The organism is Phormidium sp. FACHB-1136, from assembly GCF_014697375.1.
Classification (GTDB): Bacteria; Cyanobacteriota; Cyanobacteriia; order Phormidesmidales; family Phormidesmidaceae; genus Nodosilinea.
This window is the reverse complement of sequence record NZ_JACJRS010000114.1, coordinates 1-16,495: the sequence shown is the minus strand read 5'-3', so window position 1 is coordinate 16,495 and position 16,495 is coordinate 1. Positions and strand designations below refer to the sequence as shown.

The window sequence follows — 16,495 nt, the reverse complement described above, 5'->3', positions numbered from 1 at the left end:
TTGAAGACTTTGAGCAGGATGGCCCTAAGATTCTTATCATTTTAGACAATGCAAGTATTCATAAAAAGGCAGAGATTCTAGAGAAGATAGCGAAGGAGATGCCCAACATTGTTTTAGAATTTCTGCCACCCTACAGTCCGGACTATAATTTAATCGAGTTAGTTTGGCACTCTGCAAAGGAATTCATTGCCAATCGTCTATTTGAGTCGATTGAGGATCTAGAAGCGCTTGTTCATAACCTGTTGAACGAAGGGCAGCTTGTCATCAACTGGGATCGCAAGATCAAAAACAAAGGAAACACAATCAATGCAATTTAAATGCATATCAGCTTATGAAGATGGTTAATAGGTAACCAAGTTGTCATGGAGACCACGGTGAGTCATACCTACGTTGCTGACTCAAGGGATGAATCGGCCATTGAGCCCTTGAGTCAGCCCTTGTAAGTCTTGCAACTCCGTTCAAGATCTCGCAAAATCAGGCTATACCCATCAGCACCACCAGGAGTCCGTGGATGATGGGTAGCCAGGGAGGTTCCTCAGCCTACAGGACGCAGAGGATGTCAATCACGGCAAGTCTCGACCTTATATCGAAGGCTGAATGCCCTGGGAGCTAGGTATGATAACAATGGAGAACTCCCTTTCCAGCAGCCATGAAACTTTCCAGCAAGAACCTTGATACTCGCCTTGATCAGGTCTACGACGCCATTGTGGTCGGGGGTGGTATGGGGGGGCTTTCCGCCGCTATCTATCTGGCCCGCTATGGCCTTACTTGCCTGGTGGTGGAGAAGGGCAAGGGGCGCTCGGTGTGGATGCAGGATTTGCGCAATTTCATCGGCTTTGACCCCACCACCCCCGGTCGCGACATCCTTAGCCATGGGGCCAAGCAGGCGGTGGAATGGGGGGCGGACTATCTGCGGGGCTATGTAGAAGCCGTCACCGACGAAGGCGACACCCTGGCTGTGAAGGTAAAAGTGGGCAAAAAAGATAGCCTCTACCCCGTCTTTCGCACCCGGTATTTGATTGCCGCCTCTGGGGTGATCGACGTGTTGCCCAAGCTAGACGACATGCAAAACGTCTACGATTTTGCCGGGTACACCCTCCACGTCTGTATGATTTGCGATGGCCACGACATGCGCGATCAAAAGTCGGTGCTGATTGCCGGATCGGAGGGCCAAATTAACGCCGCCTTTGTGTTGAACTGGTTTACGCCCTACATTTCCGTCCTCACCCACGGCCTGTTTGAGGTCAGCGACGGGATGAAGCAAAAGCTGGCGGATCATGGCTATCCTCTCTACGAGTCGCCCATTGTGCGCTTCCACGGCCACAAACACCAGCTCAGCGGCGTGGAACTGGCCGATGGCACCCTGGTCGAAGCCACCACGGGGCTAGTCAGCATGGGGTCGATCTACCACAACCACTATCTCAAAGACATTGCGGGCCTAGAGTGGGACGGTGAAAACCTCATCACCAACACCATGGCCCAAACCAGCCACGAACGCATTTTCGCCCTAGGCGACCTGAAGCAGGGCTTGAACCAAGTCTCCATTGCCATCGCCGATGGCACCCTCGCCGCCACCCAAATTTGGCGCAACATCCGTCGGGCCAGCCCACCGCGCAAGTGGGAGGAGCAGATCGCTCATCTGTCGGCTTAGGACATCGTTTGCCCCACCCCTGCTTGACTCCTTCCCGGCTGATCTGGGATCACGTCTCAGCCCAGTCTTCCTTGGGGCGGCGCTAGGCTAAAATTGACAGCTATGAATAGCGAACTTGACTACTCCCTTCCTCCGGCGGTGCGCCGCATCGCCACGGCCTTTCGGCTCACGGGTTGGATCAGCTTTTGGATTCAGGTGGTGCTGGCGGTGGTGTCTAGCCTGGTGCTGCTGTTTGCCCTGGTTAGCATTGGGGCGCGTACAGCGGCGGGTGGGGCCAATGCGGGCACTGGGGTCGGCGTTTTATTGGCACTGTTTGGCTTAATCGCTGTTTACTTCAGCATTTATTGGGCCTTTCGCTATGTTCTGCTGGGGCGTCGTCTACGCAGCCGCGATGCCAGCAAACGCCCTAGCCCCAAAGATGCCGTCCAACTCCTGCGCATCGGCATTTTGATCAGCATGGTGGGAATGCTGCTGACCCTATTTGGTGGCCAAGCATTGATTGGGTCGCTGTTGGGGAAGGCGCTGCTGCAACCCCAGGGCAGCACGGTTTTCATCCCTGGCAACATCAATCAATATGTAGAAGCCTTCGATATTTTTATCGTCCAGGCCAATACCAACACCCTGCTGGCCCACTTTGTTTCCCTCTCGGCGACTCTTTGGCTGCTGCGAACCGTCAACCGGGCCTAACCCCTCGTTGGAGCCTTGCTTGGCGAAGGCATCCTACGGGATCTGGCGATGTATCCGTTATCCTAGGCTGGGTTGAGGGCAGAATTGAAGGTCAGAAATCGGTAAGATAGGGGCGCAGGTTGTGAGGACAGGGCCGCTGCAATGATGGATGTGTTGGTGCTTGGGGCTGGCCCCGCTGGGTTGTCGCTGGCGGCGGAATTGGGGCAGCGAGGACTTTCTGTACAGGGCTTATCCCTCACCGATCCGGCGGATCCTCTGCCGAATACCTACGGCATTTGGGTGGATGAGCTAGAGGCCCTGGGCCACACCGAATGGCTCTCCCACCGCTGGACAAACTGTGTGGTGCAGGTGCGGGGGCGGACGCTGCCTCTCCAACGGGAGTATGGTTTGATTGATCGCCAGCGTGTGCAGACCCACTGGCTCACCACGGCGGAACGGCACGGCGTTCAGTGGCTGAAGGGAGCGGTGGCCCAATGCCACACTACAGCCCAAGGATCCGAGGTCATCACCCAGGCGGGGGATACCCTCTCGGCTCGGTTGGTGGTGGATGCGACGGGACATCAGCCTGTCTTAGTGCAGCGCAAGGCTAAGGCCGATGTGGCCTACCAGGCGGCCTATGGGATTGTGGGACGCTTTTCCCAGCCGCCCATCGAGGCGGATCACATGGTTTTTATGGACTTCCGAGATGACCATCTGTCGTCTCTAGATCAGCAGCAAGGCCCGCCCACCTTTCTCTACGCCATGGATCTGGGGGACGGCTGCTACTTTGTGGAGGAAACGTCCCTGGCCCAGCACCCGGCCATTTCCATGGACACCCTCAAGCATCGGCTCCATCAGCGGTTGCGCCACCGGGGGGTGGAGGTCTCGGAAATCCATCACGAGGAGCGCTGCCTGTTCCCGATGAACCTGCCCCTGCCCGACCTAAATCAACCCGTGGTGGGCTTTGGTGGTGCGGCTAGTATGGTGCATCCGGCCTCCGGTTATTTGTTTGGGGCGCTGCTGCGGCGGGGGCCAATGCTGGCCAATGCCATTGTGGATGCTCTGAACCAAGCCAACCTCACCACGCCCCAGGTTGCCCAGCGATCCTGGGATGCCCTGTGGCCCCAGGATCGCCTCCGCAAGCACTACCTCTACCTTTTCGGGTTGGAAAACCTGATGGACTTTAGCCCCACCCAAATCAACCACTTCTTTGGAACCTTCTTCCAGCTTGACACCAAGGACTGGGCCGGATTTTTGGCCGATGGCCTTACCCTACCCCAGGTGGTGCAGTCGATGATTGGGCTCTTTGGGCAAGCGCCCAACGATGTGCGCTGGGGGCTGATGACCTCCGTCACCCGCCACGGATCCCTACTCCAGCGAACGATTACGCTGTAGGCGTCGAAATCGCCAGCGGGGACGCCCTTGGCTGGGCTGGCTGCGGATGAGCTTGAGTTTTTCGGCTAAATAGACGGTATTTTGATCTTCTCCGCCATAGCGCCAGCGCACGTAGGCGTGGGCAATTTCTCCGGCGGCTTGGGCCTGGGTGGCGTGGGTTTGTTGATAGAGGCGTTGGCTGTATTCCAGAGGGGTTTCGCTGGGGCGTCTGGGGTGGCCCTGTTCCTCAAACCAGGTCAGCATGTGTTGGTAGATGCGTTCGGTGGGGGGCAGTTGTCGTAGTTGCCACCGTCGCCAGCCTAGGCTCAGCCAACTCCAAGCTAGCCAGCCCGCAAAGGCTAAGGCCGTTGCCCCCGCCAGACCCAGCACAATTCCCACCCAGCCCAGGCGAAACAGCACGCCTAGGGTGCGTAAGACAAAGATCAGCGCAGCGGTGGCTAGTTGCCGCAGGCCCTCTAGCCAGCCCAGCACGGGGGAGGGAAGCCAGCCCGCCACCCAGTTCCAGACCTGGCGCAGCGTGCTAAAGGTTTCATACTCTCGCAGGTTGGGGGGCAGTAGTTCATGGCCGGGGATGGGGTCGAAGCCGAACCAGCCGTACTGGGGAAAGTAGACCTCGGTGAGGGCGTAGGCATCCACATTTTGAACCACATAGAACCCGGTGAAGGGGTTGAACTGGCCTTCCCCAAACCCAGCGACTAGGCGGGCCGGAATGCCGATGGATCGCAGCATCACCGTCAGCACGGTCGAAAAATGGTCGGGGTAGCCACCCTGGGTAATGAACAAAAAGGCTTCGACTAAGTCCTGATCGTCGGTGAAAAAGGGCAGATCGGGCTGGATGGTGTAGCGCTGTTTGAGGGTTTGGGCCAGGTAGAGGGCTTGTTCGTAGGGATCCGTCAGGGGCGTGGGGGAGGTGGACAGGAGTTCCTCGGTGCGTTGGCGAACCCGGTCGCGGATTGCCTCTGGCACTTGCAGGTAGTGCTGGCGAACTTCGGCGGGGTATTCCGTTGGGGCTTCGCGCAGCAGGGTACGATCCCGAAAGGGCACCCGCGAGACCACGGTATAGGTAATGCCCTCTTCCAGGCCAACGGGTGAGCGCAGGCTCCCCTCCCGATCAATGGCGACCTCGCGGGTGGGGAAGTACAGTTCCCGCGCCTGGGCTAGGGCGGGAATCAGGTTGGGCAGGTTGTTCACCACGGTATAGGTCTGCACCACCTCTCGGTCGCGGTTGAGGGTGGGTTCGATGGGAAGCAGGGTTTTGTTGGCAAAGCGAGATCGGGTCAGGGTTTGCACTTCCTCGTTGCGGGAGATTTCCCAACCCTGGCCCGTGTAGCGATCAAAGGCCAACACCCGCCAAAAGCCCGGAGCCTGGGACCGTACCCGCAGCACCACCTGGGGGGTCATGGTGCCGCGCAGGTTTTGGTTCATGGTTTGATTAAAGCCGTAGTAGAAGGTGTTGTCCACCGTTCCTGGCCCGGTGGACGCCCCCCGACCCTCGATGGTGCCGCTACCCCCTTCGCCAAAGCCTTCCTCCCCTTGACCATCCCCGTCAGCGTCGTTGATATAGCCCGGATTGATGATGGCTTGGCCATCAAACCCCTCGTCAATATCAATGGTGGAGCTGACTGGGAAGTTTTGAATTTGATACCCCGGTAGGCGTGGCAGGAAGATAAAGATCACCAGCCCTAGGGCTACGGTAACGCCCATCAGCACCAGAAATTGCCGCAGCGTTGGCCCCAGCCGCATCTGTCGCCAGGGCACAGACGTCAACCCCAACCGAGACTGATAGTCCAGCGCCAGCACGGGCATCGCCAGGGCTAAAAACAACAGCAGCATCGGCGCGAAGGAGAAGGTTTGGCTGATGGTGGCCGCCACCGCCAGCAAAATCAGGCCAATCATCATCGAGTAGCCCAAATCCTTGCGGCGGGGTAGGTCAAAGCTGTGCAACACCTGGAGCTGAATCAACAACTCCGCCAGGATAATGCGGGTATCCCCCGGCTCCTGGATAATCCTTGAAAAAAAGGCTGCCAGGGCAATCAACATGCCTAGGGCAATGGCGAACTTCATGGCAATATTGCGCTTGCGCCGCCGCTGCCAGCTCACCCAAGCGCCCACTCCACTGAGGGGAATCGCCGCCAGGTTCCATAGGGAGGTTTGCGCTACTCCCACCGCCGCCACGGCCACCGAAGCAATGCCCACCGTCACCAAACCTTGCACCAGCGCTCGCAGCAGAACCGAATCCTCCACCTCGGCAGGATCCGTTGGCAGGGCAAGGCGACTCTTGTCAAACCACTGGGCAGGAACCATAGGACATTAGGCATAGGCAACGCCTTCATCCTAGCCTAGGGGCATGGGGATAGGCAGACTCGCCACTGGGGTGGCCCTGCCCTGCGGCTCTGCCGCCTTTGCACCCATGGGCATGGACGCCCCCTAACGTCCTAAAATGAGAGATTCCCGGTTCGCGATTCCCGACTCTCCCTCTCCCCACCATGGCCACCGACTACCTCGAACGCATCCTCACCGCCCGCGTCTATGACGTGGCCCAGGAAACGCCCCTAGACTTGGCCCCCAACCTGTCGGCCCGGTTGCACAATCGGCTGCTGCTGAAGCGGGAGGATATGCAGTCGGTGTTTTCCTTCAAGCTGCGGGGAGCCTACAACAAAATGGCGCACCTGTCGCCAGAGCAGTTGGCCCAGGGGGTGATCGCCTCTTCGGCGGGGAACCATGCCCAGGGGGTGGCGCTGGGGGCGAAGCAGTTGGGCACCCGCGCCATTATTGTGATGCCCACCACCACGCCGATGGTGAAGGTGAACGCGGTGAAGGCTCGCGGCGGTGAGGTGGTGCTCTACGGCGAAACCTACGACGATGCCTACGCCCACGCCCGCCAATTGTCCGAGGAAAAGGGCCTTGCCTTTGTCCATCCCTTTGACGACCCCGACGTGATCGCTGGCCAGGGCACCATCGGGATGGAAATTCTGCGCCAGCATCCCCAGCCCATCCACGCAATTTTTGTGGCCATTGGCGGCGGCGGTTTGATTTCTGGCATTGCCGCCTACGTCAAGCGGTTGCGACCGGAGATCAAAATCATTGGCGTCGAACCCATCGAGGCCGACGCCATGGATCAATCCCTCAAGGCCGGGGAGCGGGTGCGCCTCAGCCAGGTGGGCCTGTTTGCCGATGGGGTGGCGGTGCGCCAGGTGGGCGAAGAAACCTTCCGCCTCTGCCAGCAGTACGTAGATGACATCATCCTGGTTAGCACCGACGACACCTGTGCCGCCATTAAGGACGTATTTGAAGACACCCGCTCGATTTTGGAACCCGCCGGAGCCTTGGCCATCGCCGGAGCCAAGGCCTACGTGGCACGGGAGGGCATCACCGATCAAACCCTGATCGCCGTGGCCTGTGGGGCCAATATGAACTTCGACCGGCTGCGGTTTGTGGCAGAACGGGCGGAAATTGGCGAACAGCGGGAGGCCATTTTTGCCGTCACCATCCCCGAAACGCCAGGGAGCCTAAAAGCCTTCTGCGAATGCCTGGGCACCCGCAACCTCACGGAATTTAACTACCGCATTGCCGACAACCACGAAGCCCATATTTTTGTGGGTTTGGAAGTTCAAGGCCGCGCCGATGCCGAAAAGATGATCCAGGTGTTTGAATCTAAGGGCTTAAAAACCCTGGATCTCACCGATGATGAACTGACTAAAATGCACCTGCGCCACATGGTCGGCGGCAAATCTCCCCTGGCCCACAATGAGTTAATTTATCGGTTTGAATTCCCCGAACGGCCCGGTGCCCTAATGAAATTCGTCAGCTCCATGAGCCCCGATTGGAACATTAGCCTATTTCACTACCGCAACAATGGATCAGACTATGGCCGCATCGTCACCGGAATTCAGGTACCCCCGGACGAAATGACTCAGTGGCAAGAATTTCTCGATAACCTCGGCTATCAATACTGGGACGAAAACCAAAACCCTGCCTATAAGCTGTTTTTGGGATAATGGCTGTACTTAGAAGGGTTGAAATTCAACAAGAAAGGTCAAGGTTCCCAGGCTAGTGCGATGCCGATAAGGGGCTTAAGCCCTTTGTTGCCAGGAGAGGTTTCTCTGCAAGCTTTTCCTCACCTGGCAAGGACTCGCCATAACACCAAATCCTGCCTACTGACCCCCAGTTCACACGGGCAATGATATAGCCTTGACGGGTTAAGATGTAGGGAAAAGTCGGTTATTGGAGCAGATTAAACAGGCCGTCGTCGATGTCGTAGCCCAGCATTTGGGTCATAAATTTGAGCTTGGTGGAGTTGAATCGGCCTTGCTGTTTGAGCCATGCGGCAATGACAAAAATCTTTTGCATCACAAAAATTTCCAGGGCTTCGGGGTTGTAGCGAATGCCATCGGTGGGGCTGAACTGGTGCGGCACCAGCATGGCGGCATAGCGGCCCAGTTCTCCGGCTTCCCAGTCCAGCACGAGGGGCAACCAGGGGTATTGGCTATCCAGCCGAATAAACCACAGTCGTACCTCCGGCAACTCCGAAAGTTCCCTAGGGTCGGTGGGGTCGCGGGAAACGTCAATATCAAACCGTAGTCCTGTCGCCTCGGTGATGCCCTTTTCGCGGACCAGTAGGGGTTCAATCACCGCCGTGGCAGGGCTGAGATCGAGGGTTTGCAGGTGGTGATCGCGGAGGGTGATGGTGTGGGCCATGGGGAATCGGGCGAAACGGGACAGCCTCTATTGTGGCAGGGGGGTGGCAGGGGGGAAAGGGCGTGCCATGATGGGTATCGGTTTTGATGTCAGGTTTGATGTCAGGTTTGATGTCAGGTTTTAATGTCGAAGGGTTAGATGGCGAATGGACATGGCGATGGCAGATTCTCCCCGGCGGGTGTGCATTATTCTGGGAACGCGGCCAGAGGCAATTAAGCTGGCCCCGGTGATCCGAGCTTTTCAGCAGGATGCCGAGTTTGAAACCCAGGTGGTGCTAACCGGGCAACACCGGGAAATGGTGGATCAGGTGATGGCCTTGTTTGACCTGCGGGCCGATGCCGATCTGGCCATCATGCAGCCCCAGCAAACCCTCACCGACATTACCTGCCGTAGTTTGCAGGGGCTAGAGGCCCATTTCCAAACCCGACCGCCCGACTTGGTGATGGTGCAGGGAGACACCACCACGGCCTTTGCGGCTGCCCTGGCCGCTTTTTACCACAAAATTCCGGTGGGCCATGTAGAGGCCGGACTTCGCACCGACAATATCTATAGCCCCTACCCCGAAGAGGCCAACCGACGGCTGATTTCTCAGATCACCACCCTGCATTTTGCCCCCACCACCAAGGCCGTAGAACACCTGAAGGCGTCGAGCGTGGTCGGAGAAATTCACCACACGGGCAACACGGTGATTGATGCTCTGCTTGCCGTTGCCGCCCAAAACCCCGATTGCCCCATCGACGGGCTGGACTGGGATCGCCATCGGGTGATTTTGGCCACCGTCCACCGTCGAGAAAACTGGGGCCAACCGATAGGCGACATTGCCGCCGGGTTCCTAGATATCCTAGAAGCCCAGCCTGATACGGCCCTGCTATTGCCTCTGCACCGCAATCCCCTGGTGCGAGAACCCCTCACCGCCGCCCTGGGGGATCATCCCCGCGTGTTTTTGACCGAACCCCTGGACTACCGGGCTCTGGTGGGGGCGATGCAACGCTGTTACCTGCTGCTGACCGACTCCGGCGGCTTGCAGGAGGAAGCCCCCGGATTGGGCAAACCCGTCCTCGTCCTACGCGACACCACCGAACGACCCGAAGCGGTGGAGGCGGGCACTGCCCGGTTAATTGGCACCGACCGGGAGGCCATCCGCCACCATGCCCTGGAATTGTTGACCGACTCCGCCGCCTACGAGGCCATGGCCCAGGCCGTCAATCCCTTCGGCGATGGCCACGCCTCCGAGCGCATTCTCGCCACGGTCAAAACCTACCTAGGCGGAGGGGTGGTGGCTGAAGGGTGACGCCCCCCTATCACGGCTTGGTTACCATCACGGCTTGGTTAAGGAAAACGACGGAACACGGAATCCATCGCGATGTATGCGCTGACCCACTGCACCCTGTATACGGGCACTCGCACCCTTCAGGATCACGCCCTGATCATAGATGGGCCGAAGATTCTTGACCTCGTACCCGCAGCACAACTGCCCTCGGATATGCCCCAACAATCGGGCCAGGGCGGAGTGGCGGCTCCGGGGTTTATTGATTTGCAACTGAACGGCTGTGGCGGGGTGATGTTTAACGATGCCATCACGGCGAGCACCCTGGACACCCTGCATCGCACCAATCTGCGCAGCGGCACCACCAGCTTTCTGCCCACCCTGATTACCACCTCCGATCAGGCGATGGATCAGGCCATGGCGCTGATGGAGACCTATCGGCGCGACCACCCCACCCAGGTACTCGGCCTGCATTTAGAAGGCCCCTACCTCAACCCCAAACGGCGGGGCATCCACGATGGTCACTACGTGCGCCCTGCCGATGGGGCCATGATCGCCAAGCTGGCCCAGGCTGGCCCAGAACGGGTGCGGATTGTGACCCTGGCCCCGGAACAGGTGCCAGCGGATCAGATTCGTCGCTTGGTGGAGGCCGGAATTCGGGTGTCGGCGGGCCATTCCGATGCCACCTTTGAGGCGGCGATGGCGGGGTTTGATGCGGGCGTGGGCATGGTCACCCACTTGTTTAATGCCATGTCGCCTTGGTTAGGACGGTCGCCCGGTTTGGTGGGGGCTGCGTTTAGCCGTCCAGAGGTCTACGCCGGAATTATCGTGGATGGCCACCATGTCCACCTCGACTCGGTGCAGTTAGCCCATCGCCTCAAGGGGGATCACCTGCTGCTGGTTTCCGATGCCACGCCCCCGGTGGGCACTACGATGGCGTCCTTCATCATCGGTGGCCAGGAGGTGTTTTATCGTGACGGCAAATGTGTGTCGGCGGAGGGCACCCTAGGCGGTTCGGCCTTGACCCTAATGGAAGCAGTGCGCCTCTGTGTGGAGCGGGTGGGCCTCCCCCTGGCGGAAGCGCTCCGCATGGCCAGCCTCTACCCTGCCCGCGCCATTGGGGTTGATCGAGACCTGGGCCGTCTCGCGCCGGGATACTATGCCAACGTTACGGTGTTTGATCCCCAGGGTTGGACGGTGCAGGGCATCATCGACCAGGGACAATGGTGTTCGATGCTCTGAAACGGATTCCCGCAACGGATTCCCCCAGGCGACCTAAAGGGGGGCTAAATCGACGGACGCGGCAGACCCGCAATGCGGCCATCCATGGTTTTGTGGGCTAGGGCTTGGTCGCGCAGGCTAATCCATAGGCTGCACTGGTCATTATCCAGGGACACCACGACGGCACCGCCCTGCTCACTGAGTTTGCAGGCGAGGTGGTACAAGCGGGTGCGTTTGGCGCTCTCCACCGTCAGCGCTCGATAATACAGCTCATTGTGGTAATGAGCGCCATCTTGCAAGGATCCCCCAAACCAAAACTTAAAAATTTGGATGCGACGTTCTTCTAGGACTTTTGGCAGCATGGAAAGGCCCCCTTGACCTCTTCAGAGCATACCCAGTTCTTCCGACTGATGGCTAATTTCTTCCATGTTTAAACCGTTAAAATACCCGTCGAAATAAAAATTTTTTTAACCATTTATGCTACCCCGCTGAAGCAGCCCTGGGTTGGAGGCTTAGATTCCGCGCCAAGTTTGTCGGGCATGGGCCGACTCCACGAGCGATTTGACGATATCCAAGCTCAGCGGTTTGACCAGGAAGCCATCAAGTTCTGGCGTGTCTTCGGTGTGGTTCCACTGGGGGCTCGCAGAATCGGTGAGGGCCACAATGGTCATCTCTGTGGCGGCTAAGGTTTGGCGTAAATGGCGCACCAAGGTCTGCGGCCACGATGGGCCATTGTGATCCACTAAAATCACCAGGCAAGGCTGTCCCTGGCCTAATTGGGTCATCGCTTGCTCCGCAGATCGAGCCACCACCATCGGATAGGGCAGGTCGGCCTGAATGGCTTGGATGTTGCGAATTTCCTGATGATCTGGAGCTAGAACGAGAATATAGCCGTCGCGAGTCGGGATCATGTTTGGAAAGACCATAGCTACTCCCATAGTACCGGGGAGATAAGGGCTTCATTTAGGGTGTATTGCGACTGTTTTGGCCTTAATTCACAATTTTAAGAGGAATTAGCCCAGTTTTAATTCCGCTGATCTTCCACTTTTTTTAGGGTCTATAAACCGATTGGTAACATTCCTGGGATGGATCTGTCCGGTGGTCGGGGCTAACCAGACGGATTGGGGAGGGGTGGCCAGCGATGGTGACCCGATGACGGTCTTGCCCCATGGGCCGATCCCACCGGGTTTCTCTCCCCCGCCATCGGGGACGATCCTCCCTCGGTCGTTGCCTTGCTTGGGGTAACCCTAGCTACAAAAAAGGCCGACGGGCTTTGATATGTTTGGCTGATAAAATTTGCCGTCTATTTCTAATCTCTGTGGGCTCTGTATCCGTTCACGTCATTGAGGGCAACCCCCATTTGCGTTCGCTTTTGGGTTGGCACCTTCAGCAAGCTGGCTACAAGGTGTTTCAGTCAGCCGATATGGTGCGAACCCGCGATCTTTTTCAGGCCAAGCAGCCCAATTTAGTCATCCTAGATTCGCAACTGCCCAATGGGGATGGGTTGGAACTGTGCCGCTGGCTCCATAGCCATGGTCAGCCGTTGATTATGATTCTCTCGGCCTGTACCACCGAGGCGGACATTGTGGCGGGGCTGCGGGCTGGGGCCGATGACTATCTCACCAAGCCCTTTGGGATGCAAGAATTTTTGGCGCGGGTGGAGGCGCTCACCCGCCGCATTCGTCTGATGAATGCCCCCGCCTCTCTCACCTATGGCGATCTGAATATCGATCTAGTGCAGCGTCGGGTTCACTTTCGCGGCGAATATATCGACCTCACCCCCCAGGAATTTAGCCTGCTCTACGTGCTTACCCAAGCCTCCGGTTCCCCCCTCAGCCGCACCGACCTGCTGCGCCGAGCCTGGCCCGATGCCATCGACAACCCTCGCACCGTCGATACCCACATTCTGTCCCTACGCAAGAAAATCGAGGCCGATCCGCGTCAGCCCAACATCATCCAAACCGTGCGCAACGTCGGCTATCGGTTCAACGTGGAACGCCTCACCGCCGAAACCAACGGCCATGGTCGCCATGCCAACCTAGCCGCTTCCGGCCTATCCTAGCCCCCGCCATCCCTTTTCGGTAGGGGCAGGGGCTAGAGTCGCTTCTTCCCTTGGGGCTAGGCGACGGGTTCCGGATCGGGTTCGGACTCCTCTTCGCCGAGGACGGTGAGGAACTGGAGGGCCATGGCGATGTAGGTGGCGCATTGGGCTGGGGGCAGTTGGTAGAAGGACTGCCACGCCTGGGCTTTGTCGGATTCGTAGTTGGCGAAGCGTTCGGGTTGTTGATCGAGCCAGCCGAGGCGGACGGCGTGGCCGATCAGCACGTCGAGGTAAATGTAGTCCTCAAAGTACAGGTCGGGGTTGACCTTGAAGATTTCCCCCATTTCCCGCAGGGCTTCGAGGTTGACGTGGCGATACTCCGGCGCTTGGATTTTGCTGAGCAGGTGGGTGATGCAGCGCTCGAAGTTTTGTTCGCCGGGGGTCATTTCGGAAAGAATGTGGGCGCTGTCGAGGCGGTTTTTGCGGTCTAGCTTGTTGCCGATGACGATGCCCTTGGAGTGGCGCAGCACCTCCCACACCTGGCGGTAGAACTCCGGGGGAATGCGGGCAATTTCGCCATCGATGACGCGCATTCGCCACCAGTCTTGGGGGGTGGGGGCTTCGGTTTCAGGAATTTCTTCGAGCTGGTCGGGGATGACCTGCCAGTTGATGGCGCTATGGGGCTTAACGTGAAGGGATTCCCGCTGGAAGATGGACTGGTTGAGGCCGCTGAACCCGGCCAGAACTTGACGCAGGCGTTTTTTGAGATCGTGGGGGCTGAGGGCGAGGAGTTGGCCGTAGGCTTCGTCTTGGGGCAGGTCGCGTTCGCGGGCTAGCTCGCTGGTCAACAACAACAATAGGTAGCCCACTCGCAAGGTTAGTAAGCCATCAAATAGAGTCGGTTCGGCCTTCATTAGAATACTCAGGTCGATCAGCACTTCCTGGGTGAGGACGTGGTCGCGCACATCGTCGCCGCAGAAGGTGCGGATTTTTTCGACGATTTCCCCGTGGGCCATGGGATCGGTAATCAGCGAATCTTCGCTGTAGGATTTGCCCACCGAAATTTGCTTTTGGCGCACCAGCAGTTCCGTCACCGCGTCCGAGAGGGTGATGTCGGCTTTTTCCAGCAAGCCCGCCGCCCGCCGCAGAATGTCCCACTGTTCGAGCTGGCTGGCCTTGGCGTAGATTTCGTCCAGCAGGTTTTCCACCGTCACCGCCCGATTGGGGCCACCTAGTCCGGTATCAAAGCCCAGTCCCTTCAGGTGCTTAAGGGTGCTGAGCAGCTCCACCTGGGCATAGACGTTGCTAGATTCCCGCAGTTGGGTTAAGAGCCGTTCTAGGTCGGTTTCCTGCTCTAGGTCAAATTCCTCCAGCAGCGACAGCGGGCCATCCCGTCCCGGCTCGAAGTCCAGATAGCCCGTCCAAAGAGGGCTGTAGCCCACGGCACCGCTGCCCAACTGGTAGTTGTTGACATTATCCACCCGTTCTTGGCTGGCGGTCATCATCAACTGGTGCAGGGGGCCAAGCCGCACAGGCACATGGTCACAGCGTCCGGTGCTGAGTTCTTGCATCAGGGCTAGCAGGGGCGATTGATGAATGGGCTTGTGGCCCAGTTGAAACATGGCATGGGTGAGCAGCAGCGTCACCGTAGGGCGACCGGGTTCGCGCCAGTGGTCGTAGATGTAGGCCAGTTCGCTACGAATTTGGGCCACCAAAAAGTGATAGTCCAGCGTTAGATAAAACCGCTGCTGATCCAAAAACGACGGCAGAAACACCGCTGGCTGACCCTGGATACGAAACACGCGAGAGGTCGTCAGGCTTCTCAACCGCCGCACCGGACGCCCGCTGATACCCAGGGTCTCGTTTTTGCCAATTTCGGCATAGATGGCCGATAGTTCCACCGCCGGGAAGACTTGAACCGGGTCGATTTCCTCTAGGGTTTGGGTGGGCAGACCACAGGTGCTCAGTTCCTCCTGGAGGGCCTTATCCTCCGCCAGCAGGGCAATCTGCACCAGGGGAAAGCGCTGTTCGCCCACCTTCAGGTGGCGTCCTAGGGGATCCAGATCCCCCGGCTTCAACAGCCCATCCCACACCAATTGCCCCAAGATATAGAGACTCTGTGCCCACACCAGGGGTAGATTATCGTTGGGTTCGCGGATTTGGCTACCGGGTTTGTCGCGCTCCAGGTTCAGCTTGCTCTCCGGCACATAGTAGAGCTCTGGCAACAGGCCTACCCCGTCCCGGTGGATTTCCAGCGCCGCCAGTCGTTCTTGGTAAAAGGTGATTTGCGCCTGGTCGCCCGCAAACAGACTATCCAGCCACAGGTAGGTGAAAAACAGCGGCCACTCGCATTCAATATGCTCGAACTGGCGTAGTTCCTCTGGTTCGTAGTGCAGGCGGGTAGTGTCTTCAATCACGGTTTGGTGACCGTCCCGCAGGAAGCGCTTACAGCCGTAGTTCCCTTGCAGCTTATCGACAATTTTTTGGCGCGTTTTGCGAACTACATCCGCATCCTCCACCGCAAAGGCCGGAAAGCCAATCACGCTGAGCAGGGCGGCGTCCACTTCCTTCGACCCCGATTCCCTCGGCAGCAGGGATTCTAGGGTAATTCGGGCGCGGGCAATTTCGTCCGTCAGCACATGGACAATCGACGCCTGACCACCGCGCATCCCAAACAGGTTAATACCCCGCATCGCCTCCAGCGCCGCCTTGGCCATACCCACAGAACTGGCGTTCAGTTCTGGTTTACCGTGGTTGATTTTGTTGCCCCGCTCCCAAATGCCGTAGTCCGGCGTGCGGTAGGCGCGGCCAATGTAGTAGACCAGGTTTTGCACAAAGTTAACCTCGTCTAGGGTGTAGACGATCTGCAACCCGGAGGCCGTCATTTGAGCCAGCATCAGCAAAAAGACCGAGGTGGCGTCAATCTGCAAATGGCCCCACTCGTCATCGCCCACCACGGGGTTTCCGCTGGCGGTATCGTACTTGGCGTGCAGGGCTTCCAGGGGATCTTGGCGTTCCTTAAACCGCTCCACCTTGGGAGCCTGCCGCAGCATCGCCACCAGCAGCCCGCGCATCAGCTTGATGACGCTCTGCTCTAGCTCCACCGTGCGGCCCTGGTCGTCGTCCAGTTGCCGATAGGCCAGGGCCAGCCCCCACACCGCCAAAATGCTGTAGACGTTATCCCGCACCCAGGCATCCGTGTAGTTGCCGTGGCTGTTCACTGCCGTACTGGCGGGCATGAGGCCGCTGACCGGATGCTGCCGCGACAAAATCACCGTCTTGACCTGCTGGTAGTAACGGTCTAACTGCGCTTGGAGACGTACTAAAGACATAGGAACGCACAACGGGGTGAGAGACGGGTTGAGAGATTGTCAATCCAACGGCCCAGGACAAAGCCAGACCCACCACTATGCTAAAGCCCAGCCCGCCTTTAATCAGACCTTAACTATCAACACTCCGGACAGTTTTTTGGGGTTGGGTTGGAAAAAAGCTATCCACCGCATAGAGTGCAGGTGCAAGTAAAACACGGTGCACCGATGGATAGCCTCAACAGCAT

General features: G+C 58.2%; 13 protein-coding genes. 8 read left to right on the top strand and 5 right to left on the bottom strand.

The genetic code is table 11. The annotated features are described in order from the left end of the window. From H6G62_RS22890 to crtL, 4 genes are all read left to right on the top strand, one after another. Nucleotides 1-317: transposase (locus H6G62_RS22890; RefSeq protein WP_190492465.1), on the top strand; the 317-nt coding region annotated here is incomplete at its 5' end. A 332-nt stretch (nt 318-649) separates the two neighbouring features. After that, on the top strand, nt 650-1,651 hold the full coding sequence (locus H6G62_RS22885) for an NAD(P)/FAD-dependent oxidoreductase (protein WP_190499513.1): 1,002 nt from the start codon (nt 650-652) through the stop codon (nt 1,649-1,651). Between the two features lie 102 nt (nt 1,652-1,753). Beyond that, nucleotides 1,754-2,338 carry a DUF3611 family protein gene (locus tag H6G62_RS22880; protein ID WP_190499512.1) on the top strand — a complete coding sequence of 195 codons (585 nt, stop codon included), beginning with the start codon at nt 1,754-1,756 and terminating at the stop codon, nt 2,336-2,338. 141 nt (nt 2,339-2,479) lie between these two features. Further along, complete coding sequence (crtL, locus tag H6G62_RS22875) at nt 2,480-3,712, top strand: lycopene beta cyclase (RefSeq protein WP_190499510.1); 1,233 nt, start codon at nt 2,480-2,482, stop codon at nt 3,710-3,712. Here the strand turns inward: crtL and H6G62_RS22870 are convergent. Beyond that, on the bottom strand, nt 3,686-6,016 hold the full coding sequence (locus tag H6G62_RS22870; protein WP_190499497.1) for a DUF3488 and DUF4129 domain-containing transglutaminase family protein: 2,331 nt from the start codon (nt 6,014-6,016) through the stop codon (nt 3,686-3,688). The genes crtL and H6G62_RS22870 overlap by 27 nt on opposite strands. 182 nt (nt 6,017-6,198) lie before the next feature. On the opposite strand from H6G62_RS22870, the gene ilvA reads away from it, so the two are divergent. Beyond that, on the top strand, nt 6,199-7,710 hold the full coding sequence (gene ilvA / locus H6G62_RS22865) for a threonine ammonia-lyase, biosynthetic (protein ID WP_190499495.1): 1,512 nt from the start codon (nt 6,199-6,201) through the stop codon (nt 7,708-7,710). Nucleotides 7,711-7,933: 223 nt separating this feature from the next. On the opposite strand, the gene H6G62_RS22860 is transcribed toward ilvA, so the two are convergent. Then, the gene (locus H6G62_RS22860) at nt 7,934-8,410 is read right to left on the bottom strand and encodes a CRR6 family NdhI maturation factor (protein WP_190499493.1); all 477 of its coding nucleotides are present in this window, start codon (nt 8,408-8,410) and stop codon (nt 7,934-7,936) included. A 157-nt stretch (nt 8,411-8,567) separates the two neighbouring features. Here H6G62_RS22860 and wecB point away from each other — a divergent pair, with 157 nt between their 5' ends. Next, nucleotides 8,568-9,701 (top strand): UDP-N-acetylglucosamine 2-epimerase (non-hydrolyzing), encoded by a 1,134-nt coding sequence (gene wecB, locus H6G62_RS22855; protein ID WP_190499491.1) that lies wholly within the window; start codon nt 8,568-8,570, stop codon nt 9,699-9,701. A gap of 72 nt (nt 9,702-9,773) precedes the next feature. After that, a complete protein-coding gene (nagA, locus tag H6G62_RS22850) occupies nt 9,774-10,919 on the top strand; it encodes an N-acetylglucosamine-6-phosphate deacetylase (protein WP_190499489.1) in 1,146 nt (381 codons plus the stop codon). A gap of 44 nt (nt 10,920-10,963) precedes the next feature. Here nagA and H6G62_RS22845 read toward each other — a convergent pair whose 3' ends face one another. After that, a complete protein-coding gene (locus H6G62_RS22845) occupies nt 10,964-11,260 on the bottom strand; it encodes a hypothetical protein (RefSeq protein ID WP_190499486.1) in 297 nt (98 codons plus the stop codon). 150 nt (nt 11,261-11,410) lie between these two features. Further along, the gene (locus H6G62_RS22840) at nt 11,411-11,824 is read right to left on the bottom strand and encodes a response regulator transcription factor (RefSeq protein ID WP_190499484.1); all 414 of its coding nucleotides are present in this window, start codon (nt 11,822-11,824) and stop codon (nt 11,411-11,413) included. A gap of 392 nt (nt 11,825-12,216) precedes the next feature. Here H6G62_RS22840 and H6G62_RS22835 point away from each other — a divergent pair, with 392 nt between their 5' ends. Further along, on the top strand, nt 12,217-12,960 hold the full coding sequence (locus H6G62_RS22835; protein WP_190499482.1) for a response regulator: 744 nt from the start codon (nt 12,217-12,219) through the stop codon (nt 12,958-12,960). Between the two features lie 56 nt (nt 12,961-13,016). Here the strand turns inward: H6G62_RS22835 and H6G62_RS22830 are convergent, their stop codons facing one another. Further along, the gene (locus tag H6G62_RS22830; RefSeq protein ID WP_190499481.1) at nt 13,017-16,271 is read right to left on the bottom strand and encodes a glycoside hydrolase family 15 protein; all 3,255 of its coding nucleotides are present in this window, start codon (nt 16,269-16,271) and stop codon (nt 13,017-13,019) included. Nucleotides 16,272-16,495 lie beyond the last annotated feature (224 nt).